Here is a 20,343-nt window from a genome sequence, read left to right as displayed (position 1 = left end):
TGCTGGCTGCAGGTTGCGATACGCTGATCCTCGGCTGCACCCATTACCCTTTCCTTCGCCCGTTGCTGGCCGGCATGGTGCCGGCGGATGTGGCTGTCATCGATACGGGCGCTGCCGTAGCACGCCAACTGCAGCGGCTGCTGGGGGCAAATGATCTGCTGGCCGAAGGCCCGGCCGGCGATACCCGCTTCTGGACCAGCGCTGATCCAGAAATCCTAAGAAAAATCCTACCTGTGCTGTGGCATAAGTGCGGCGATGTGCAAAGCTTTGCGTTGTGAAAAAAACGTGAAAAACAGCTGAACTATCGTTCCACTGCCGCTTTCTACCGCTTTGCCTGACATGAGGCGGACTAATAACAGCATCAGGAAGAAGGATGTTTCTCATGAAGAAACTGCTGGGCTTGGCGGCGGCTGCCGCTTTTACCTTGGGGCAAGTGGTATCGGCGCAAGCAGCCGATGTGTCGTTCTCGGTGGGGCAGACCGGTGACTCGACCATGGTCTACCGTCTGGGGCTGCAATCGAATTGGGATGCCAGCTGGTGGCAGACCAGTGTCGGCCGCCTGACCGGCTACTGGGATGGGGCCTACACCTACTGGGATGGCGACAAAACCGCGAGCAACCATAGCCTGTCGTTCGCGCCAGTGTTCGTCTACGAATTTGCCGGGGAGTCGGTGAAACCCTATATCGAAGCGGGGATCGGCGTGGCGGCGTTCTCCAGCACCGAGCTGGAAAGCAATGAGCTAGGCTCGGCCTTCCAGTTCGAGGACCGCATTGGTTTTGGTCTGCGCTTTGCCGGCGGGCATGAGATCGGAGTGCGGGCGATTCACTATTCCAACGCGGGAATCAAGCAGCCCAACGATGGCGTAGAGAGCTACAGCCTGCATTACCGCATGGCGCTTTGAATTCGCCTGCACCGGCCCTTTCGCGGGCTTACCCGCGAAGAGGCCGGTTTGAGGCCTTATCGCGTCAAAGGCCACAGGCTACTGATGTCCAGCGTCTCCAGTACCAGTTCTGGTTCTTGCTGCGGCAACCGTCGCAGCAACTCCTCAGCGACACTCTGTGCCGTCCACTCCTCCGGTATCGCCTGTGCCGACGTCACCGGCACCTTGAGCGACTGTGGCGCCACGATGGTCAACGCTATCCCTTGGTCCATCAGGGCCTTGCGCTGCTCGCGCAGCCACTGCGGTGTGTTGTTCCACCCTGCGGTCGTTTGGGTGGGCGCATACAGCTGCAATGCCGAATAACGGTTGAACACCGCCATCACTTGCGCTGAGACGCCCTTCGCCAGCAAAGGCAATGCCTGTGTGAGGCAATGCTCGCCCGCTAGTTGGTTGCTGGTGACGATGGCCTCTATCAGTTCGCTATCGGCCAAATTGTCTGCAAGGTAATCGCAGGTACCGGCGTTGATGATCAACCCATCCAGCGAACACCACGCATTGCATATTTGTTGGCAGGCCGCTACTGCTTGTCCTTCGGCATGCAACTGCCAGGGCAGGCGCAAAAAGTGCCGACCATGCCGTGCTGCCAAAGCATTCAACTCATCGCTTTCCTTTGCGCTGGCGGCAACGCGATGCCCTTGTTCGAGCAAACGTTCCACCAAAGCCAGACCAAGTCCGTTGCTGGCGCCTGTAACCCAAAAACTTCGTGAGTTAGCCAAGACGTTGTCCTCTAATCCTGCCGACGTGGTAGGCCTTTGAAGGCTTCCAGTGCACGCTGGCGACTGCTGCCGAGATTGACCATTGGACGGTGATACGAATTATTAGCAAAAAGATCATCAGATTTCATCGGCTCATGGATAGTTTTCTCATCCATGTCGCGTAATTCGGGCAGCCAGTGCCGGATGAAGCGCCCCTGTGGGTCGAAACGCTGAGACTGAGAAACTGGGTTGAAAATGCGGAAATAAGGCACAGCGTCGGTGCCGGTGGACGCGCTCCACTGCCAGCCGCCGTTGTTGGCGGCCAGGTCGCCGTCTATCAGGTGGCGCATGAAGTGTCGCTCGCCCTTGCGCCAGTCGATCAGCAGGTTCTTGCTGAGGAACATGGCCACGACCATGCGCAGGCGGTTGTGCATCCATCCGGTGTGCAGCAGTTGGCGCATGGCCGCATCGATGATCGGGAACCCGGTGCGGCCCTGTTTCCAGGCTTCCAGGTCCGCCGGGGCGTCACGCCAGGGCAGGGCTTCGGTATGGGCGCGAAAGGCGCGGTGGCGCGAGACCTGTGGGTAACCGTTCAGGATGTGCTTGTAGAACTCGCGCCAGAGCAGCTCGTTGATCCAGGTCTGCACGCCCGTACTGCCGCTGTCGAACTCGCCCCGGTTGCTGGCCAGTGCGCCGTGCAGGCATTGGCGCGGCGAGATCACGCCAGCGGCCAGGTAGGTGGAGAGTTGGCTGGTGCCGGGCTTGGCAGGCAGGTCACGCAATTGTTGGTAGTCGTCGATGGTTTCGTCCAGAAAGCGGGACAGGCGCGCCTGCGCTTCGGCCTCACCCGCCGGCCAATGCTCACGCAAGGCGCGCGTGGGGGTTTCAAAACCGTCTACGTGTTGTGGAATCGGGTCACTTTGGATTTGCAGCGGTGCCTGACGCTCCACCCGGCGGGCCAGGGCAGGCAGGCTGCGGTGCAGGTGTTCCAGGCAGGTCTTCTTGAACTGGCTGAAGACCTGGAAGTAGTCGCCGCTGCGGGTAAGGATGGTGCCAGGGCGGAACAACAGCTGGTCGAGGTGGCTGCAGGCCTGGATGGACGACTTCTCCAGCAGCGCGCGGGTCGCATCGTCGCGTTGCTGTTCGTTGATGCCGTACTCTTCGTTCCAGTGCACGCTTTGCACCTGGTGTTGGCGGCATACATCGAGCACCGCCTGGGGGGCCTGGTCCCAGGTGTCGATCTTGCGGATCAGCAGGGGGATATTCAGGCCTTCGAGCGATTGGCGCAGGGCGCGCAAGTTGCGCAGCCAGAAGTCGACCTTGCAGGCGGCGTCGTCATGGGCTTGCCATTGCCCTGGGCTGACCAGCCACAGGGCGATGGTCGGCCCGCGCTCGGTGGCGGCGCTGAGTGCAGTGTTGTCATCGATGCGCAGGTCGCTGCGCAGCCAGGTCAGGTGCATGGGGTATTCATCTCTACAGGCTGACGGTCATGGGCTTGAAGCAAGCGCAATGCCGCCTGCGGGGTATCGAACAGAAAAACATCGGGCAGCGCGCAAGCCTGCAAGCGGGCTTCGTGCAGGGGCAGCGTAGCGCCGCCCAGCAGCGTGATACCGGGCATGCCTTGCAGGGTGCGTAGCAGCGCCTTGTCATCGATGCGTGGGCCCAGATGCAGCAGCACGGCCCGTGGTTTGAGCGCATTGACCGCGTGGTGCAGTTGCGGGCCGGCGACTGGGTGCTCGAACACTTCGACCGGCACGCCGTTGCTGGTGAACAGCCAGGCGCACAACCACAGGCCTGGGCTGAAGGCCCGCTCGCAGTCCTCCACCAGCAATACGGCGGGGCCTTGCAGCAATTGGTTGTCGTGGTAAATGCGGGCGCCGAGCTTGCTGCGCAGCCAACTGTGGAAAAACACTTGCTCAAGCCGCGCATTGAAGTAGTTGCGCCACCGCAGGTCGAGCAGATCGAGCAGTGGCAGCAGCAATTGCTCGCACAGGGTGACGGCCGGGTACAGGGCCATGGCCTGGTTGAGCTGTTGGTCCAGCGTGCGCTGCGACAGGTTGGCGATGGCCTCGATCAATTGGAACTGCCTGGCCTGCCAGTCGCCTTTGGGTGGCGTGCTGGAGGGTTTGTCGAGCAGCTCGCGTACTTGACCGACCGATGCGCCTCGCTGCAACCAGCCAAGGATCGCCTCGACCCGCTCGAGCTGTTCCAAGGGGTACAGGCGATGCCCCTTGGCGGTGCGCTGGGGTTTGAGCAGGCCATACCGGCGTTCCCAGGCGCGCAAGGTGACCGGATTGACGCCGGTACGGCGGGCCAGTTCACCGATGGGCAGCAAGGTTTCAGACTGCATTGCGCAAGCCCAGGCTTTCAGGGTGCGGTTGCAGGTAGGCCTGCTGCTGCAGGTACGGGTCAGGGTGCTTGCGCAGATGGTGCTTGAGCAGGGTCAGGGGCACTACCAGCGGCACGACGCCCTGTTGGTACTGGCCGATGACCGTCTGCAACTCGGCCTTGTCCTGCTGCGTCAGGGCATCCTTGAAGTAACCGCTCAGGTGCTGCAGCACGTTGCAGTGGGTGCCGCGGCTGGCGCAGCGGCGCAGGGCCTGCATCAGTTGGCTGAAATAGCGCGGGCCGAAGCTGAGCGGGTCGTCATCCTTGCTCATGCTGCCAAGCAGGCGGCCGAGGGTGCGATAGGCCTGCGGGTTGTTGGCCATCAGCAAATACTTGTAGCGCGAGTGAAAGCGCACCAGGGCGCCACGGCTCAGCCCTTCGGCCAGCAGGCGCTGCCAGTCGGCGTAGGCGTATACGCGGCTGATGAAGTTCTCGCGCAGCACGGGGTCATGCAGGCGGCCTTCTTCTTCAACGGGCAGGTCCGGGCGCAGAGCGCAGAAAGCGTGGGCATAGACGCCACGCCCGCCATGCAAGGCTGGGTGGCCGTTGGCCTGGTAAACCTTGACCCGTTCCAGGCCGCAAGAAGGTGACTTCTGCATGAAAATGTAGCCGCAGATGTCGTCGAGCTCAGCCGCCATTTGTTCGCCATAGGTGCGCAGCGGGCCGGTCAGGTCCATGCCAGGGTCGCGGGTGCCGACCACTTCGGGTTGTTCGGGGTTGCCTACCAGGCGAATGGGGTCACGCGGAATGCCCAGGCCGATTGCCACTTCCGGGCACACGGGCAGCCATTCGAAGTGTTGTTCCAGCTGTGTACGGCAAAGATCGGAGGCCTTGTGGCCGCCGTTGTAGCGCACGCTGTGCCCAGTCAGGCAGGCACTGATGGCGATACGCGGCTTGCTGCAGGCGAAAGAGTCGAGCATGGCTGCCTCCGAAAAAACCTGTACATTACTAAAAACTTGTACAGGTTTATTCCAGCACAGCCCAGCCGTTATGCAAACCAGTATTTTTGTATAGCGCTACATCACTCAAGGTGTTCGAGCAAACGTCGCGCGGCTTCCTGGCCACTGAGCCACGCGCCTTCGACACGCCCGGAAAGGCACCAGTCACCGCAGGCGTACAAGCCCTGATCGGCATCGGCCAATGCGCCCCATTCATGGTTGCTGCTGGGGCGGGCGTAGAGCCAGCGGTGCGCCAGAGCGAAGGTGGGCGCCGGTACCACGCAGCCGACCAGTTCGGCGAATTCGCCCCACAGCTGTTCGATCACTTCTTCCTTGGACAGGTCGATGTGCTGCCGGCTCCAGTCCGAGGTGGCGTGCAGTACCCAGGTATCCAGGTGCTCGTCGCGGCCGGGTTTGCTGCGATTGCGGGCCAGCCAGTCGAGTGGGTTGTCCTGCACGAAGCAACCTTGCATCGGGGTATCCAACGGTGACTGGAAGGCCAGGGCGACGGCCCAGGTCGGTTCCATCTGTACACCGGCGGCCACGGCGGCCAATTTGGGGGTTGCCGCCAGCAGTGGTGTGGCCTGCGGGGCCGGTACGGCGATTACCACGCGGCTGTAGGGGCCATGGCTGCAGCCTTCGGTATCCTGCAGGTGCCAATACTGCTTGCCGCGAAACACTTCCGCTATACGGCAGCCGAAGTTGACCGTCACGTCCTTGAGCAGGCCACGGGTGATCGCACTCATGCGTGGCACGCCTACCCAGCGCGTCTGCTCGTCGGGGGAGGGGGTGAGTTCGCCATCACGGTAGTTGTACAGCTGCGGCTTCCACTGCTCGGCCCAGCCAGCGGCAACCCATTGTTGCACCTGATCGACAAAGCGCCGGTCACGGGCGGTGAAGTACTGGGCGCCGAGGTCGAGTGCGCCAGCCTCGCTGCGCTTGCTGGCCATGCGCCCGCCACTGCCGTGGCCTTTGTCGAACAAATGCACGGATTGTCCGGCCTTCTGCAAGGCCTGGGCGGCTGACAAACCGGCGATACCGGCCCCGATGATGGCGATAGGTACTGTCATGATGGCCTCTTCAAACCTTGCTGTGAGCAGACTACGCTGTCAGGCAAACCTGTACAATGCAGAACTTTTGTATAAGGTTATTCCGCTTTGGTGGTAGGTTGGCCTATGTTTATCCGAGAGCGTCGGGTCAAAAAAGTGCCTTGATGTTAAAAATAGACCACCGCCGCACTCTGCGAGGACACAGCCATGCATATATTGCTGACAGGTGGCACCGGTTTGATTGGCAAGCATCTGTGCCAGTACTGGCTTGGCCAGGGGCATCGGCTCACGGTATGGAGCCGGCGTCCTGAGCAGGTGGCGAACATTTGCGGTAGTGGCGTGCGTGGCATCGCCCGCCTGGAGCAACTGGAAGCAGACGATCATCTTGATGCGGTGGTCAACCTTGCCGGTGCGCCAATCGCGGATAGGCCCTGGACGGCGGCCCGGCGCAACGTGCTGTGGGCCAGCCGCGTCACCCTCACCGAGCAGCTGCTGGCGTGGCTGGGCTCCCGTGAACAGCGCCCGCAAGTGCTGATTTCCGGCTCTGCGGTAGGCTGGTACGGTGACGGCGGCGAACGCGAGCTGACCGAGGCCTCACCACCGGTGCGGGAAGACTTCGCCAGCCAGTTGTGTATTGCCTGGGAAGAGACGGCACAGCGTTCTCAAGCGCAAGGAATCCGCGTGGTATTGGTGCGCACCGGGTTGGTGCTGGCCAGCGATGGCGGCTTTTTGTCGCGCCTGCGCGTGCCCTTCAAACTGGGGCTGGGTGGGCCTTTGGGCGGTGGGCGGCAGTGGATGCCCTGGGTGCATATAGACGACCAGGTCGCCCTGATTGATTTTCTCTTGCAGCACAAGGATGCCAGCGGTCCTTATAATGCCTGCGCCCCAGAGCCGGTGCGCAACCGTGAGTTCGCCAGGCGGCTGGGCCGTGCGCTGCATAGGCCGGCGCTGCTGCCTATGCCGGCGCTGCTGCTCAAGGCCGGCCTTGGCGAAATGTCGACCTTGCTGCTGGGCGGCCAGCGGGCGCGCCCGGTGCGCTTGCTGGCGGCGGGCTTCACCTTCCGCTTCAACGATCTGCAATCGGCGCTGGACAACCTGTCCAGCCGCCTCTGACATAGGACGCTGCATGACCGATCACGCCCTGCTGCTGGTCAACCTGGGTTCCCCGGCCTCCACCTCGGTGGCCGATGTGCGCCGCTACCTCAACCAGTTCCTGATGGACCCCTATGTGATCGACCTGCCTTGGCCGGTGCGGCGCTTGCTGGTGTCACTGATCCTGGTCAAGCGCCCGGAGCAGTCGGCACATGCCTATGGTTCGATCTGGTGGGAGGAGGGCTCGCCACTGGTGGTGCTGACCCGTCGCCTGCAGGCGGCAATGGTCGAACACTGGCCCCATGGCCCGGTGGAAATCGCCATGCGCTATGGCCTGCCGGCTTTGCCCGAAGTGTTGGAGCGCCTGGCCGCCCAAGGCGTGCGCAAGGTGACGTTGGCACCGCTTTATCCACAGTTCGCCGACAGTACGGTGACCACGGTGGTCGAGCTGGCGAAACAGACGGTCAGTGAGCGCGGGTTGCCGTTGCAGATGCGCGTGCTGCGGCCGTTCTACGATCACCCTGACTACATCGAGGCACTGGCTGCCAGCGCCCGGCCGTACCTGGAGCAGGATTACGACCACCTGCTGCTGAGCTTCCACGGTTTGCCGGAGCGGCACCTGAAGAAGCTGGACCCGACCGGTAATCACGACTTCCAGGCAGCTGACTGCTGCAAGGATGCCAGCGCCGAGATGCGCGCTGTGTGCTACCGCGGGCAATGCCTGGCTACAGCCAAGGCCTTTGCTCAGAAAATGGGCATACCCGATGGTAAGTGGTCGGTGTCGTTCCAGTCGCGGTTGGGGCGGGCCAAGTGGATCGAACCCTATACCGAGGCGCGGTTGGACGAGCTGGGCAAGGCGGGCGTGAAGAAGCTGCTGGTGATGTGCCCGGCGTTCGTCGCCGATTGCATCGAAACGCTGGAAGAAATCGGCATGCGGGGCAGCGAGCAGTTTGTAGAGGCGGGTGGGCGAGAGCTGGTGCTGGTGCCGTGCCTGAATGATCACCCGGAATGGGTGAGGGTGTTGGCGGATATGTGTGAAAAGGCCTGAATAGCTGGGGGCCGCTTTGCGGCCCTATCGCGACACAAGGCCGCTCCTACAAGCAGATCGCGATCCCCTGTAGGAGCGGCCTTGTGTCGCGAAAGGGCTGCAGAGCAGCCCCGCGATCTTAAGGCAACTGGTCATCCAGCTTCTTGTGCTTCCAGCCATCGTTGCCCGGCAGGATCAGATTCAGGGCAATAGCCACGATGGCGCACAGGGCGATGCCCTTCAGGCCCCAGTCATCCGGGCCGTCACCACTGCCGATCAGCACGCCGCCGATGCCGAACACCAGGGTCACCGACACGATCACCAGGTTGCGTGCTTCGGCCAGGTCGATCTTGTGGCGGATCATGGTGTTCATGCCCACTGCCGCAATCGAGCCGAACAGCAGGCACAGGATACCGCCCATCACCGGTACCGGAATGCTCTGCAGCAGCGCGCCGAACTTGCCGATGAATGCCAGTGTGATGGCGAAAATCGCCGCCCAGGTCATGATCTTCGGATTGTAGTTCTTGGTCAGCATCACCGCGCCGGTCACTTCGGCGTAGGTGGTGTTGGGCGGGCCGCCGAACAGGCCGGCTGCAGTGGTAGCCAGGCCATCACCCAGCAGGGTGCGGTGCAGGCCGGGTTTTTTCAGGTAGTCACGGCCAGTCACGCTGCCGACCGCGATCACCCCGCCGATATGCTCGATCGCTGGCGCCAAGGCAACCGGTACGATGAACAGAATGGCCTGCCAGTTGAACGCAGGTGCGGTGAAATTGGGAATTTCCAGCCACGGTGCAGCGGCGATCTTGGCGGTGTCGACCACGCCAAAGGCGAATGACAGGGCAAAGCCCACCAGTACGCCGGAAATGATCGGTACCAGGCGGAAAATGCCTTTGCCGAACACGGCGACGACCAGGGTTGTCAGCAGGGCTGGCATGGAGATCAGCATGGCGGTCTTGTACGGCATCAGTGCCGCGCCGTCGCCACCCTTGCCCATCGCCATATTGGCGGCGATTGGCGCCATGGCCAGGCCGATGGAGATGATCACCGGGCCGATCACCACCGGTGGCAGCATGCGGTCGATGAAGCCGGTGCCTTTGATTTTTACCATCAGGCCCATGAAGGTGTACACGAAGCCTGCAGCCATCACGCCGCCCATGGTCTCGGCCAGGCCGAACTGGCCCTTGGCGAGGATGATCGGGGTGATGAAGGCAAAGCTCGAGGCCAGGAACACCGGCACCTGGCGGCCGGTGACCAGCTGGAACAGCAGCGTGCCGATGCCGGCGGTGAACAGCGCGACGTTCGGGTCGAGGCCGGTGATCAGGGGCATCAGCACCAGCGCGCCGAATGCCACGAAGAGCATCTGCGCGCCCGAAACGACCTGGCGCCACAGCGGGTCGTTGAAGCCGTCCTGCATGGTCAGGCGTCCTTTTGCTTGGTGCCGAAGATCTTGTCACCGGCATCGCCCAGGCCCGGCACGATGTAGCCGTGTTCGTTCAGGCGCTGGTCGATCGAGGCGGTGTAGATCTTCACGTCCGGGTGGGCTTTTTCCACCACTTCGATGCCTTCTGGCGCGGCGACCAGCACCATGGCGCGGATCTCTTTGCAGCCGGCCTTTTTAAGCAGGTCGATGGTGGCGACCATCGAGCCGCCGGTGGCCAGCATCGGGTCGATGATCAGGGCCAGGCGCTGGTTGATGTCCGGCGCGAGCTTTTCCAGGTAGGTGTGGGCTTCGAGGGTTTCTTCGTTACGGGCAACACCGACGGCGCTGACCTTCGCCCCAGGGATCAGGCTGAGCACGCCGTCGAGCATGCCGATGCCGGCGCGCAGGATCGGTACTACAGTAATCTTCTTGCCGGCGATTTTTTCAACCGAGACCTTGCCACACCAGCCATCGATCTCGTAGGTTTCGAGGGGCAGGTCCTGGGTGGCTTCATACGTCAGGAGCGCGCCGACTTCCTGGGCGAGTTCGCGAAAATTCTTGGTGCTGATATCGGCACGGCGCATCAGGCCGAGCTTGTGGCGGATCAGCGGATGGCGGATCTCACGAGTGGGCATAGGGGGGCTCCGAAAGGCGGGCAAAAAAACCGCGCTAGATTAATCTATTCAGCCTGTGCTGTCGTCTGGTCATTCTGGACGTTAGTCCATAAATGCTTGATCTGTGACGAGCGGATGCGTACCTTTGCCCGCTTTTCCAAAATGCACCCCCCGGAGAGCGCCATGTCCGCCGATCTCGAGCATATCCGTCAAGTCATGCGTGAAGCTGACTGCCTGTACACCGAAGCCGAAGTCGAAGCGGCCATCGCCAATGTCGGCGAGCAAATCTGCAAGGACCTGCACGACAAGAACCCCGTGGTGTTCTGCGTGATGAACGGCGGCCTGATCTTCTCCGGCAAACTGCTGACCCACCTGCAGTTCCCGCTGGAAGCCTCGTACCTGCATGCCACTCGTTACCGCAACCAGACCAGCGGCGGTGAGCTGTTCTGGAAGGCCAAGCCGGAAGTCTCTTTCATCGATCGCGACGTACTGATCGTCGACGACATCCTCGACGAGGGCCACACCCTCAGCGCCATCATCGAGTTCTGCAAGCATGCCGGCGCGCGCTCGGTGTACACCGCAGTGCTGATCGACAAGGATCACGACCGCAAGGCCAGCCCGGACCTCAAAGCCAACTACGTAGGCCTGCCTTGTGTCGATCGCTACATCTTCGGCTATGGCATGGACTACAAAGGTTACTGGCGCAACGCTAACGGCATCTTCGCCGTAAAGGGGCTGTGACCATGCGCCAGCCTGCGTTCATCGACCAATCGCTGTTCGCCGGGCTGGCCGAAAAGGCTGCTGCCAACCCGCGTGGGCGGCAGCACCACAACTTCCATGAAATGGAAGATCCTTGCCACCGCATGGCGGTCGGGCTGCAGCCGAGCACCTACATTCCACCGCACCGCCACCTGAGCGACGACAAGGCGGAGACCTTGCTCGTGCTCAAGGGGCGCTTCGGCCTGTTGATCTTCGACGAGCAGGGCGCCGTGACCGACAAGCGGGTGCTGCAAGCGGGTGGCGACTGTCTGGGTGTGGACCTGGCGCCCGGTACCTACCATGGGTTGGTGGTGCTGGAGCCGGACAGCATCCTGTTCGAATGCAAGGCCGGCCCATACCGGCCGGTGGGCGAAGGTGAACATGCACACTGGGCGCCACGTGAAGGCGAAGACGGCGTCGCCCAATACCAGGCCTGGATGCTTGCGCAGTTCGATTGATGTTGCTTGTACCCGGCATGCTAGAGTGCTCCTTCATACAAGGAGCCTCACATGCGTGCGATTCTTCCCCTCCTGCTGGCCGTCAGCCTGCCACTCGCCGCCGCACCACTGCACAGCCAGTTCCTGCCACCCGATGATCAGTCCCTGCGCCAGGAAGCACCGACCAGCCAGCAATTGCTGCAAGTGACCGACTATTCGGTGGTCGTAGGTGCCCAGCGCCAGTCCGACCAGCAACCGATCCCGATCACCTCGTCGTTGCAGGTGCGCCTGAAGGGCAAACCGCTGAGCAAGGGCGCGACCATCGCTCAGGTGCTGCTGACCTTCGACGGTGAAGCCGCCAAGAGCCTTAAAAAGCCCGTGTATGACGAAAAAAGCCGCACCTTGAGCCTGAATTACCCGGTTAGCGATTACCGCGTAATCATGGACCTGTTGCGCAACGAAACCCTGTACGTGCAATTTCTCACCTACGGCAACGGCCACATCTGGGCCGACCTGCACACCGGTACCGTACGTACGCGTTGAGGCGCGTAGCCTGCGGGGGGTAAACTGCCGGCCTTCGAAATTCCGTGATGGTCCAGTTGGAGTCGGCAATGCGTAAAGACAAGAAACAGGTAATCGGTGACGAAATCAGCGACGACTACATCAAGTCGTTCCTTCAGTTCGAGCCGGCCGATGGTGTGACCTCGCCGTCGGCGCACAAGCTGGTCAAAGCCTACCGTGGCCTGCGCGTCGACGATTTCGAGCGATTTGTCGGTTTCTTCGTCGAAGCAGGCCTGGACTTGGATGGCAAGGACGAGCACGGCAAAACCTTCGTCGAGCAGATTGCCGACCAGCGCAATGCACCTGAGTACATCGAGATTATCGACAACGCCCGCGGCTGACCAAGGTCCAGCCACAAAAAAACGCCCCGAGGGGCGTTTTTTCGTTACCGGGCGGATCAGGCGTAATGCTTGGCTGCCGGGCTGCTTTCTACCAGCTCCAGCGCCACGTCGTTGTCGGCGCTGATCTTGTGGTACAGGGCGGCATCGGTTGCCAGGGTCTTCTCGCGAGCCGGGAAGATTTCTTTGAGCTTGGCAGCCCAGGCACCCTTGGCCTGCTCGGGGAAGCAGCGCTCGATCAGTTCCAGCATGATCGACACGGTCACCGAGGCACCCGGCGATGCGCCGAGCAGCGCGGCCAGGCTGCCGTCCTGGGCCGAGACCAGCTCGGTACCAAACTGCAGCACGCCGCCTTTTTTCGGGTCTTTCTTGATGATCTGCACGCGCTGGCCAGCCACTTCCAGGCGCCAGTCTTCGGCCTTGGCCTGTGGATAGAAGCGACGCAGGGCTTCCAGGCGCTGCTCCATCGACTGCATCACTTCGCTGACCAGGTACTTGGTCAGGTCCATGTTGTCGCGGGCCACGGCCAGCATCGGGCCGATGTTGCCCATGCGCACCGAGAGCGGCAGGTCCATCAGCGAACCGTGCTTGAGGAACTTGGTGGTGAAGCCGGCATAGGGGCCGAACAGCAGCGAAGTCTTGCCGTCCACTACGCGGGTGTCCAAGTGCGGAACCGACATCGGCGGGGCACCTACGGCGGCCTGGCTGTACACTTTGGCCTGGTGCTGCTTGACGATTTCCGGGTTGTCGCAGCGCAGCCACTGGCCGCTGACCGGGAAGCCGCCGAAGCCTTTGCTTTCCGGGATGCCGGACAATTGCAGCAGCGGCAGGGCCGCGCCGCCAGCACCGAGGAAGACGAAGCGGGCGTCGACTTCACGGCTGCCGCCGCTGTTGACGTCCTTGATGCTCACGGTCCAGCCGCTGCCATTACGGCGCAGGCCGACAACCTTCTTGCTGTATTTGACCTGCGCGTCCGGCGAGTCACCCAGCAGTTTGAGCAGCTTGTTGGTCAGTGCCCCGAAGTTCACGTCGGTGCCTTTGGCCACGCGGGTAGCGGCGATGTGCTGGTCGGCCGGGCGGCCAGGCATCATCAGCGGCATCCAGTCGTTCATCACGGCCTTGTCTTCGGTGTATTCCATCTCATGGAAGGCGTGGTGCTGCTTGAGCAGCTCGAAGCGCTTCTTGAGGAAGGAAACACCCTTGTCACCCTCGACGTAGCTCAGGTGTGGGACAGGGTTGATGAAAGCACGCGCCGAGCCGAAGTTGCCCTTCTTGCTCAGGTAGGCCCAGAACTGGCGCGAAACCTCGAACTGGGTGTTGATGTGCACGGCCTTCTTGATGTCGATGCTGCCATCGGCGGCCTGCGGCGTGTAGTTCAGCTCGCACAGGCCGGCGTGGCCGGTGCCTGCGTTGTTCCAGGGGTTGGAGCTTTCCGCGGCTCCGGAGTCCATCGCCTCGACGACCTCAAGCTTCAGGGTCGGGTCAAGCTCCTTGAGCAGTACGGCCAGGGTGGCACTCATGATGCCCGCGCCTACCAGTACCACATCAACCGATTCGTTCTGCGCCATTTAACGCGTCTCCACAATCTACAGCTACCTAATTGACAGCATAGGACCTGGGTTTGCCAGGGTCGCCATGTCCGACTTTTCGCAGTTCTTGCAACTTCCGCGGACACCGCCAATCAGTCTTCGGGTTCGTGTATTGAACGCCGTTTGCCACAGGTGCGGCAATTCGACTTATGGTCAAGGTGTCGTGCGTGCGTTATGGAACGGTTCAGACACTCATACGGGATGAGCGCATTTGCCGCCTGTTCAGGGCTGTTCGGGACACATCTGCCGCTTTTGCACATGCCAGACTGTTCATTTGCTCGCCACACTCTTGTGAAGTTGTGAAAACCGTTTTTTCACGCTCTTTTGGAGACGTGAACCTCAAAAGGGGACTGCGCGATGGCAACCCGCAGGTTCATGCAGTGTGAAGGGCCGGAAAAGCAGGCACGACAGCCGATGCAAGACCTGAGTGGAAGGCTCTCTGTGGGCGAAGCGGTGAAGTTGCCGGGGTCAATCGGCGAGTGCGGGGCCCGATCAGGAGACGTCCTTATAATCGGGGGGAGATTATAGCGATGTCGCGGGCAGAAATGTCGCCATTCGTGGTTTTTATTGCAGCGTTTGTCAGGCCGCGAGGAGGCGTTGATGCCAACGGCGGCTTGCACGCGCGCAAACACGGGCGTCGGCGGGCAGCTCGCGGCCCAGCCAGGCCAGCTGAATTTCACCGACCTGGACCCAGCCGCTGCCGCTTGGCGCCTGGCTGCATTGCTTGAAGGCCAGGCATTTGCCTTGGGCGTCGAGGCGGGCGTAGGCGTTGTGGCGCGGGCGTTGGAAGAGCAGAGTCCAGAGCGAGGCCATGGCAGTGAGTCCTTTGCGTTAGGGCTTGGCGCAAGGATAAGGGCGTGGCCATGAAACGATTGTGACAAGCGAGGCTGGCCGATGACTGGTCTGTGCCTGGCTAGGTATACTGTGGGCCTTTGCCGCATTTTCTGGAGAAACGCGCATGTTGCAACGTCTGTTGTTCGGTTTGATCGCCGTGGCCAGCCTCAGCCTGGTCGGTTGTGCCCACAGCCCGCAACAACTCAACCCGCAACCCACGCTCAAGGCCCAGCTCGCCCCGGTCGGCCATGGCCAGCCAGTGGTGGTCCGGGTAGTTGATGGCCGCCCATCGCAGTCCCTGGGCACTCGCGGTGGCATGTACCCCGAAACCAGCACCATCAGCGTCAGCGGTAACGACGTGGTGCCCAAGCTGCAGGCTCAAGCCGAAGCCGCTGTGCGCCTGCTCGGCTTCACCCCGACGGCGAACGCCTACAACGCGCCACAGCTGACCGTGACCCTGGCCGAACTGAAATATCAGTCGCCGAAAGACAACCTGTACGTGACCGAGGCCACCATCGGCGCCACCTTCCGTGCCGACGTACGTAACGGCGGTCGCAGCTACAGCGGCCGTTACGGTGCTTCGCTGGACCAGCGTTTCGGCATGGCGCCGAATCAGGACACCAACACCCAACTGGTGGGCGACGTGCTGAGCGATGCCTTGACCCGCATGTTCAAGGACCCAACCATTGGGCAGGTGCTGGGCCAGTAAGCGTTTAGGCGCATAAAAGAAACCCGCTGCCAGGCAGCGGGTTTTTTTATTGCTGGCTCAAGCTGCTGCTATGTGGAAGTCCAGCAAGCTGAAACCAGTCCCGGTATCCACCTCGGGCAAGTCTTCATGCATATGCCCGCCCAGCGCACAGTAGACCAGCCACTGGCGGTCCTGCACATTGATGGCAAAACCATCGATCAACGCCTGTTGTTCATCGCTCTGGGCAACGAGGTAGAGGCGGTCCTGGTTTTCGGCGTGCAGCATGAACAAGCTCCGGGTCATGAAAGGCCGACAGGGTGGCCTGCTCAGATGACGAGCGGATGACAGATGAAATTTAATGACACTTTGTCGCCCATACCGGGCGCCGGAGATCGACTTGGGTAGAATGCGGGCCTTTGCCGCTGCTCACACCGAGGTCGCGTGATGTCCTTGCAAGTGCTCTGGGGGTTTTTGGCCGCCCATCCCACCAAGTTGATCAACCTGCTGGCGCTGCTGCTGACCTGCCCAGGCGGTTTGCTGCTGCACAGTGCACGGCGACGCGAGGCCGAGACCCGCGAATACATGGCTGTGGACGAAGGGGTAGTGGACGCGTTCGACCTGCGGGTGCCGAAGTACTTCTATATTCTCGGTTTTTCGTGCCTGGCGATGGCGTTGTTGCTGTCCTGGTTCAGTACCTGGGTCTGAGAACCATTGGGGCCGCTTTGCGGCCCATCGCGACACAAGGCCGCTCCTACAGGAGATCGCGGTCCCCTGTAGGAGCGGCCTTGTGTCGCGATTGGGCTGCAAAGCAGCCCCGACAATCCTTCAGGCCACAGGTGCCTGCTGCTTGACCTGATACTGGTTACGCACCGGCGTCGCATACTGCAACACCAGGTATGGCCGCTGCTCTTCAGGGCAGGCATCCAGACGGCGCTGCCATTCTTCCTTGGCTTTTGCCAGCTCATCCGTCGGGAACACCTTCTCGGCACTCGGCACCTGCAACGCCTCATCCTTGGCATCCCACATCGCATACGCCAGGTAATGCACCGGGAACAGCCGGTAGCCACCCAGAATCTGCCGGTCGATTTCCGACGCCAGCTGCTTGGTGTCTTCGTGGTATGCGGTCACTGGCGGGGCGAAGTTGATGTGCACCCGGCCCTTGTAGCCGGTAATGCCCTTGGCGATGCTGTTGTCGTCCTCGCCTGGCGCCTTCTTGTAGGTACCGGTGGTGGCGCGGATGTACAGCTCGCGGGCCTTGGCCTGGTCACACGGGTCGTATTCGTAGCTGATCGACACCGGCGTCAGGTTCAGGCTCTGGATCACCGCACCGAACGGCTCGTCCTTGCGGCTCATGTGGAACATCTTGAGGATCGCCGAGTCGGTGCGGTCGTCACCGTCCTTGGCCCGGCCTTCTGCCTGGGCGATCCAGATCGACGTAGCATCGTTGCGGATCGAGTGGTTGATATAGGCCGAAAGCAGCTGGTAAGCCGCCAGCTTCTCACGCCGGCCGCTGATCGAGCGGTGCACGATGAAGCTCTTGTTCAGGCGCATCATGTCGCTGACAAAGGGCTTTTGCAGCAGGTTGTCGCCAATGGCGATGCGCGGCGTGGGCAGGCCGGCATGGTACACCGCGTAGTTGACGAAGGCCGGGTCCATGACGATGTCGCGGTGGTTGGCCAGGAACAGGTAGGCGGTGCCGGCCTTGAGTTGTTCCACGCCGGAATAGGTAACGCCGTCAGTGGCGCGGTCGATGGTCTGGTCGACGTAATACTCGACTTTGTCCTGCAGGGTGGAAACGCAGGTGACGCCGGCGAATTCCTTGCGCAGGCGGCGTGCAATCAACGGCTTGAGCAACCAGCCGAGAGCACCAGCCGCACGCGGGAAGCGGAAGTGGGTGAGGATATCGAGGAATGCCGGGTCGCTGAGCAGGCGTGCCAGAACGGCAGGGACCTCAGCGTCGTCGTACGGTCGGATGGCATCGAATTCGCCCATCATGCTCTCTTGTTGGAAACGGCTAGGGTAATAGGTAGGGGCGGGCTCCGAAAAACGGCTCGGACGCACATAGGCCCTGTAAACAGACCGGCAATTATACGCATAAGTCACCCCGGAGGCCGCGATGCTGGAAACTGCGATCTACGATTGCCCTTATTGTGGCGAAGAAGTCGAAACCACGGTGGACCTGTCCGGTGGCGATCAGGAGTACATCGAGGATTGCCAGGTGTGCTGCAAGCCTATCCGTTTCGTGCTGCAGGTGCATGGCGAGGAGTGGATGCTGGATGTCTTTGGTGAGAATGACTGATGCGGCGGATCTACGAACCGGAAAACCTGCTCGAAGCCGAAATGCTGGTCGGTATGCTGGCCAGTGAGGGCGTCGACGTGCAACTGGTGGGCCGTGACTTGATGGGCGGTGTGGGCGAGCTGCCGCTGCAAGGGCTGCTGGGGCTTGCGGTGGCCGATGAGCAGGCCGAGTACGCACGGCAACTGATCGATGCGTACAATGACGCCCAGCCACTGGTTGGCGACGAACCGGAGAGTTTCCCCGGTACCTTGATCTGCTAGGTTCTGAATTCGCCCATGTGTGGACGTTACGCCCTGTTTCGCTGGCCCCAGGCCCTTGCCAGTCTGCCGGGCTTTCCCGTCGGTCAGCCGGCCCAATGGAATATCTCGCCCGGGGCTTCGGTGCTGATCCAGCGTCAGCTCGACGGCCAGCAGCAACTGGTCAAGGCGCGCTGGGGGCTGACCCCGGCCTGGCTCACCGACCTGTCCCGCACCCCGGCCCACGCCCGCGCTGAAACCCTGGCAGAGCAGCCGATGTTTCGTGAAGCATTTCGCCAGCGCCGCTGCCTGATGCCGGCCAACGGCTTTTACGAGTGGCGGGGCAGCGTGCGTAAGCGCCCATACTGGTTGACCCCGGGGGAGGGCGCCTCGCTGTACTTCGCGGCGGTGTGGGAAGCCTACCCGGTGCAGGACCAGGTGTGGCTGAGCTGCGCGGTGGTGACCCAGGCGGCCATGAACCAGCGCCGTCCGCTGATACTGGATGAGGCCGGGCAGGCGGCCTGGCTTGACCCGGATACGCCAATTACCCGCCTGCACGAGCTGCTGGCCAGCCCGCCTGCGGTGTTGCGTGAGCGGGCCTTGGCCAATTTCGTCAATGACCCGAAACTGGATGCGCCGGAGTGCCTCACCCCGGTTTGATAAATCTTCCCTGTGGCTATGGCAGCCAATGGCGACTCGGCCTAGGATACGCCGCATGTGGATAGGGAGTGTTTTCATGCGTAAGTCTTTTGTCGTCAGCCTGCTGAGTGCTGGCATCCTGCTGGCCGGCTGCCAGGCGGTGAACACCACCAGCGGCGGTGCTGTTGGCGTCGAGCGTCAGCAGTACATGTTCAGCATGCTCTCGACCGATGAGGTCAACCAGATGTACGCCCAGTCGTACCAGCAAACCCTGGGTGAGGCCTCGAGCAAGGGTGTGCTCGACAAGTCCAGTGCCGATGCCAAGCGGGTGCAGGTCATTGCCAACCGACTGATCGCCCAGGCGCCCAAGTTCCGCCCGGATGCCGCGCAGTGGGACTGGCAAGTCAACGTGATCAAGAGCGACGAACTCAACGCCAACTGCGGCCCGGGCGGCAAGATCATCGTCTATACCGGCCTGATCGATCAGCTCAAGCTCAGTGATGCGGAAATTGCCGCAGTGGTGGGGCACGAGATTGCCCACGCCCTGCGTGAGCACAGCCGCGAGGCCATGTCCAAGGCGTACGGTGTGGAAATGGCCCGCCAGGGTGCCGGTGCCATCTTCGGCCTCGGCCAGAGCAGCATGGCCATGGCCGACACCGTGGTGAACTACGCCATGACCTTGCCCAACAGCCGGGCCAACGAAAACGAGGCCGACCTGATTGGCCTGGAGCTGTCGGCGCGTGCCGGTTATGACCCGAATGCCGCGATCACCTTGTGGAACAAGATGAGCAAGGCTTCCGAGGGTGCACCGCCTGAGTTCATGAGCACTCACCCGGCGTCGGAAAGCCGCATTGCTTCGCTGCAGGCGGCAATTCCGAAGGTGATGCCGCTGTATCAGGCCGCGGCCAAGCCGTAACTGTGTGAACCCTGGGGCCGCTTTGCGGCCCCGCTTCCCTGCTTAACCTACCCAGCCACTGGCCTTCATTGCCGAGTACACGGCCACGATCGCCAGGACGAAGAACGCCGTGGCCGCCAGGCGACGAATCAGCGTCAACGGCAGTTTGTCTGCCGCGAAGTTACCCGCCAGAACCACCGGCACGTTGGCAATCAGCATGCCCAGGGTGGTGCCGAGGATGACCATGATCAGGTGCGGGTACTGTGCTGCCAGCATCACCGTGGCAACCTGGGTCTTGTCACCGATTTCGGCCAGGAAGAACGCAATCAGCGTGGTCAGGAACGGCCCGAAGCGGCGTGCCGGGTTCTCGTCGTCATCCATCTTGTCCGGTACCAGGGTCCACAGCGCTGTGGCGGTAAAGCTCGCGGCCAGGATCCAGTGCAGTGCCGAGTCGCTGAAGAAACTGCCGAACCACGCCCCTACGGCACCGGCCGCCGCATGGTTGGCCAAGGTGGCGGCGATGATGCCGGCGATGATCGGCCAGGGTTTGCGAAAGCGAGCCGCGAGAATGAGCGCGAGCAGTTGCGTCTTGTCGCCGATTTCGGCGAGGGCAACGATAGCGGTGGGGACCAGCAGAGATTCCAGCATCAGGATTCCTACGGGGGCGGGTCGACACGGCTATGACACGTACAGCCTCCCCGCCCCGGGTAAGGTGTGCGTGTCATAGGTCTTGTCAAACCCTGGATCCGTCTATGCGGATCTCTCCATGCAGGCTGGCATGGCGGGTCGCACGCGCCATGGTCTGTGGACCAAGTATGTTGACGCGTACCGGGCGAGCTGGGTGCTCGCGGGAGACTACTCCCCTAGGACGGTGCGGATTCTGCCTAGGCAAAACGCTTTCGGCA

The 20,343-nt window shown here is 61.9% G+C and carries 25 protein-coding genes, 1 pseudogene and 1 riboswitch; of the genes and pseudogenes, 14 read left to right on the top strand and 12 right to left on the bottom strand.

Features of this window, described 5'->3' with window-relative positions; translation table 11 throughout:
* Window positions 1–278 (top strand): annotated as a pseudogene (locus APH42_RS21295) (aspartate/glutamate racemase family protein); the annotation flags it as partial.
* A 104-nt stretch (window positions 279–382) separates the two neighbouring features.
* Window positions 383–901, top strand: a complete 519-nt coding sequence (locus APH42_RS21290; protein WP_041166373.1) for an acyloxyacyl hydrolase — start codon at window positions 383–385, stop codon at window positions 899–901.
* A gap of 56 nt (window positions 902–957) precedes the next feature.
* On the opposite strand, the gene APH42_RS21285 is transcribed toward APH42_RS21290, so the two are convergent.
* The 5 genes from APH42_RS21285 to APH42_RS21265 all read right to left on the bottom strand — a co-directional run bounded on the left by APH42_RS21285 (window position 958) and on the right by APH42_RS21265 (window position 6,031).
* Window positions 958–1,656 (bottom strand): SDR family oxidoreductase, encoded by a 699-nt coding sequence (locus APH42_RS21285; RefSeq protein ID WP_060494165.1) that lies wholly within the window; start codon window positions 1,654–1,656, stop codon window positions 958–960.
* Between the two features lie 11 nt (window positions 1,657–1,667).
* A complete protein-coding gene (gene phrB / locus APH42_RS21280; protein ID WP_060494164.1) occupies window positions 1,668–3,095 on the bottom strand; it encodes a deoxyribodipyrimidine photo-lyase in 1,428 nt (475 codons plus the stop codon).
* Window positions 3,086–3,985: a MerR family transcriptional regulator gene (locus APH42_RS21275; RefSeq protein ID WP_060494163.1), complete on the bottom strand. Its 900-nt coding sequence runs from the start codon at window positions 3,983–3,985 to the stop codon at window positions 3,086–3,088. Before APH42_RS21275 ends, phrB begins: the two co-directional genes overlap by 10 nt.
* Window positions 3,975–4,943: a DUF523 and DUF1722 domain-containing protein gene (locus APH42_RS21270; RefSeq protein ID WP_012270493.1), complete on the bottom strand. Its 969-nt coding sequence runs from the start codon at window positions 4,941–4,943 to the stop codon at window positions 3,975–3,977. Before APH42_RS21270 ends, APH42_RS21275 begins: the two co-directional genes overlap by 11 nt.
* A 101-nt stretch (window positions 4,944–5,044) precedes the next feature.
* Window positions 5,045–6,031, bottom strand: a complete 987-nt coding sequence (locus APH42_RS21265) for an NAD(P)/FAD-dependent oxidoreductase (protein WP_012270494.1) — start codon at window positions 6,029–6,031, stop codon at window positions 5,045–5,047.
* Window positions 6,032–6,217: 186 nt separating this feature from the next.
* Between APH42_RS21265 and APH42_RS21260 the strand changes: the two genes are divergently transcribed.
* Both APH42_RS21260 and hemH read left to right on the top strand, forming a co-directional pair.
* Entirely contained in the window at window positions 6,218–7,123 is a 906-nt protein-coding gene (locus APH42_RS21260) for a TIGR01777 family oxidoreductase (protein WP_060494162.1), read from the top strand.
* Window positions 7,124–7,136: 13 nt separating this feature from the next.
* Window positions 7,137–8,150 (top strand): ferrochelatase, encoded by a 1,014-nt coding sequence (gene hemH, locus APH42_RS21255; protein WP_060494161.1) that lies wholly within the window; start codon window positions 7,137–7,139, stop codon window positions 8,148–8,150.
* Window positions 8,151–8,268: 118 nt separating this feature from the next.
* Here hemH and APH42_RS21250 read toward each other — a convergent pair whose 3' ends face one another.
* Window positions 8,269–9,543, bottom strand: a complete 1,275-nt coding sequence (locus APH42_RS21250; protein WP_012270497.1) for a uracil-xanthine permease family protein — start codon at window positions 9,541–9,543, stop codon at window positions 8,269–8,271.
* 2 nt (window positions 9,544–9,545) lie between these two features.
* Complete coding sequence (gene upp / locus APH42_RS21245) at window positions 9,546–10,184, bottom strand: uracil phosphoribosyltransferase (protein ID WP_003247366.1); 639 nt, start codon at window positions 10,182–10,184, stop codon at window positions 9,546–9,548.
* 162 nt (window positions 10,185–10,346) lie between these two features.
* Here upp and APH42_RS21240 point away from each other — a divergent pair, with 162 nt between their 5' ends.
* From APH42_RS21240 to APH42_RS21225, 4 genes are all read left to right on the top strand, one after another.
* Entirely contained in the window at window positions 10,347–10,904 is a 558-nt protein-coding gene (locus tag APH42_RS21240) for a hypoxanthine-guanine phosphoribosyltransferase (RefSeq protein ID WP_012270498.1), read from the top strand.
* A gap of 2 nt (window positions 10,905–10,906) precedes the next feature.
* Window positions 10,907–11,380 carry a WbuC family cupin fold metalloprotein gene (locus tag APH42_RS21235; protein ID WP_012270499.1) on the top strand — a complete coding sequence of 158 codons (474 nt, stop codon included), beginning with the start codon at window positions 10,907–10,909 and terminating at the stop codon, window positions 11,378–11,380.
* Between the two features lie 51 nt (window positions 11,381–11,431).
* On the top strand, window positions 11,432–11,902 hold the full coding sequence (locus tag APH42_RS21230) for a hypothetical protein (protein ID WP_012270500.1): 471 nt from the start codon (window positions 11,432–11,434) through the stop codon (window positions 11,900–11,902).
* A 68-nt stretch (window positions 11,903–11,970) separates the two neighbouring features.
* Window positions 11,971–12,261: a PA4642 family protein gene (locus APH42_RS21225; RefSeq protein WP_012270501.1), complete on the top strand. Its 291-nt coding sequence runs from the start codon at window positions 11,971–11,973 to the stop codon at window positions 12,259–12,261.
* A gap of 56 nt (window positions 12,262–12,317) precedes the next feature.
* Here the strand turns inward: APH42_RS21225 and mqo are convergent, their stop codons facing one another.
* Both mqo and APH42_RS21215 read right to left on the bottom strand, forming a co-directional pair.
* On the bottom strand, window positions 12,318–13,826 hold the full coding sequence (gene mqo, locus APH42_RS21220; protein WP_012270502.1) for a malate dehydrogenase (quinone): 1,509 nt from the start codon (window positions 13,824–13,826) through the stop codon (window positions 12,318–12,320).
* 600 nt (window positions 13,827–14,426) lie between these two features.
* Complete coding sequence (locus APH42_RS21215) at window positions 14,427–14,660, bottom strand: hypothetical protein (protein WP_012270503.1); 234 nt, start codon at window positions 14,658–14,660, stop codon at window positions 14,427–14,429.
* Window positions 14,661–14,805: 145 nt separating this feature from the next.
* Between APH42_RS21215 and APH42_RS21210 the strand changes: the two genes are divergently transcribed.
* Entirely contained in the window at window positions 14,806–15,390 is a 585-nt protein-coding gene (locus tag APH42_RS21210; RefSeq protein ID WP_012270504.1) for a YajG family lipoprotein, read from the top strand.
* Window positions 15,391–15,447: 57 nt separating this feature from the next.
* On the opposite strand, the gene APH42_RS21205 is transcribed toward APH42_RS21210, so the two are convergent.
* On the bottom strand, window positions 15,448–15,654 hold the full coding sequence (locus APH42_RS21205) for a hypothetical protein (RefSeq protein ID WP_060494160.1): 207 nt from the start codon (window positions 15,652–15,654) through the stop codon (window positions 15,448–15,450).
* Window positions 15,655–15,813: 159 nt separating this feature from the next.
* Here APH42_RS21205 and APH42_RS21200 point away from each other — a divergent pair, with 159 nt between their 5' ends.
* A complete protein-coding gene (locus APH42_RS21200) occupies window positions 15,814–16,074 on the top strand; it encodes a hypothetical protein (protein WP_060494159.1) in 261 nt (86 codons plus the stop codon).
* 120 nt (window positions 16,075–16,194) lie between these two features.
* On the opposite strand, the gene APH42_RS21195 is transcribed toward APH42_RS21200, so the two are convergent.
* Window positions 16,195–17,364 carry a 1-acyl-sn-glycerol-3-phosphate acyltransferase gene (locus tag APH42_RS21195; RefSeq protein WP_171577254.1) on the bottom strand — a complete coding sequence of 390 codons (1,170 nt, stop codon included), beginning with the start codon at window positions 17,362–17,364 and terminating at the stop codon, window positions 16,195–16,197.
* 121 nt (window positions 17,365–17,485) lie between these two features.
* Between APH42_RS21195 and APH42_RS21190 the strand changes: the two genes are divergently transcribed.
* From APH42_RS21190 to APH42_RS21175, 4 genes are all read left to right on the top strand, one after another.
* Window positions 17,486–17,668, top strand: coding sequence for a CPXCG motif-containing cysteine-rich protein (locus APH42_RS21190; RefSeq protein ID WP_012270508.1), 183 nt, complete (start codon window positions 17,486–17,488; stop codon window positions 17,666–17,668).
* Entirely contained in the window at window positions 17,668–17,928 is a 261-nt protein-coding gene (locus tag APH42_RS21185) for a putative signal transducing protein (protein ID WP_012270509.1), read from the top strand. The genes APH42_RS21190 and APH42_RS21185 overlap by 1 nt, the downstream gene beginning before the upstream one ends.
* A gap of 15 nt (window positions 17,929–17,943) precedes the next feature.
* Complete coding sequence (locus APH42_RS21180; RefSeq protein ID WP_012270510.1) at window positions 17,944–18,564, top strand: SOS response-associated peptidase; 621 nt, start codon at window positions 17,944–17,946, stop codon at window positions 18,562–18,564.
* Between the two features lie 76 nt (window positions 18,565–18,640).
* A complete protein-coding gene (locus tag APH42_RS21175; protein WP_012270511.1) occupies window positions 18,641–19,459 on the top strand; it encodes a M48 family metallopeptidase in 819 nt (272 codons plus the stop codon).
* Window positions 19,460–19,501: 42 nt separating this feature from the next.
* Here APH42_RS21175 and APH42_RS21170 read toward each other — a convergent pair whose 3' ends face one another.
* Window positions 19,502–20,086, bottom strand: coding sequence for a TMEM165/GDT1 family protein (locus tag APH42_RS21170; RefSeq protein WP_012270512.1), 585 nt, complete (start codon window positions 20,084–20,086; stop codon window positions 19,502–19,504).
* An 88-nt stretch (window positions 20,087–20,174) separates the two neighbouring features.
* Window positions 20,175–20,314, bottom strand: a riboswitch (yybP-ykoY riboswitch).
* Window positions 20,315–20,343 lie beyond the last annotated feature (29 nt).

This window comes from Pseudomonas sp. NBRC 111140, from assembly GCF_001320885.1.
Classification (GTDB): Bacteria; Pseudomonadota; Gammaproteobacteria; order Pseudomonadales; family Pseudomonadaceae; genus Aquipseudomonas; species Aquipseudomonas putida_P.
Note: the sequence above shows the minus strand (reverse complement) of the source record. Positions and strands in the feature narration are given on the sequence as shown.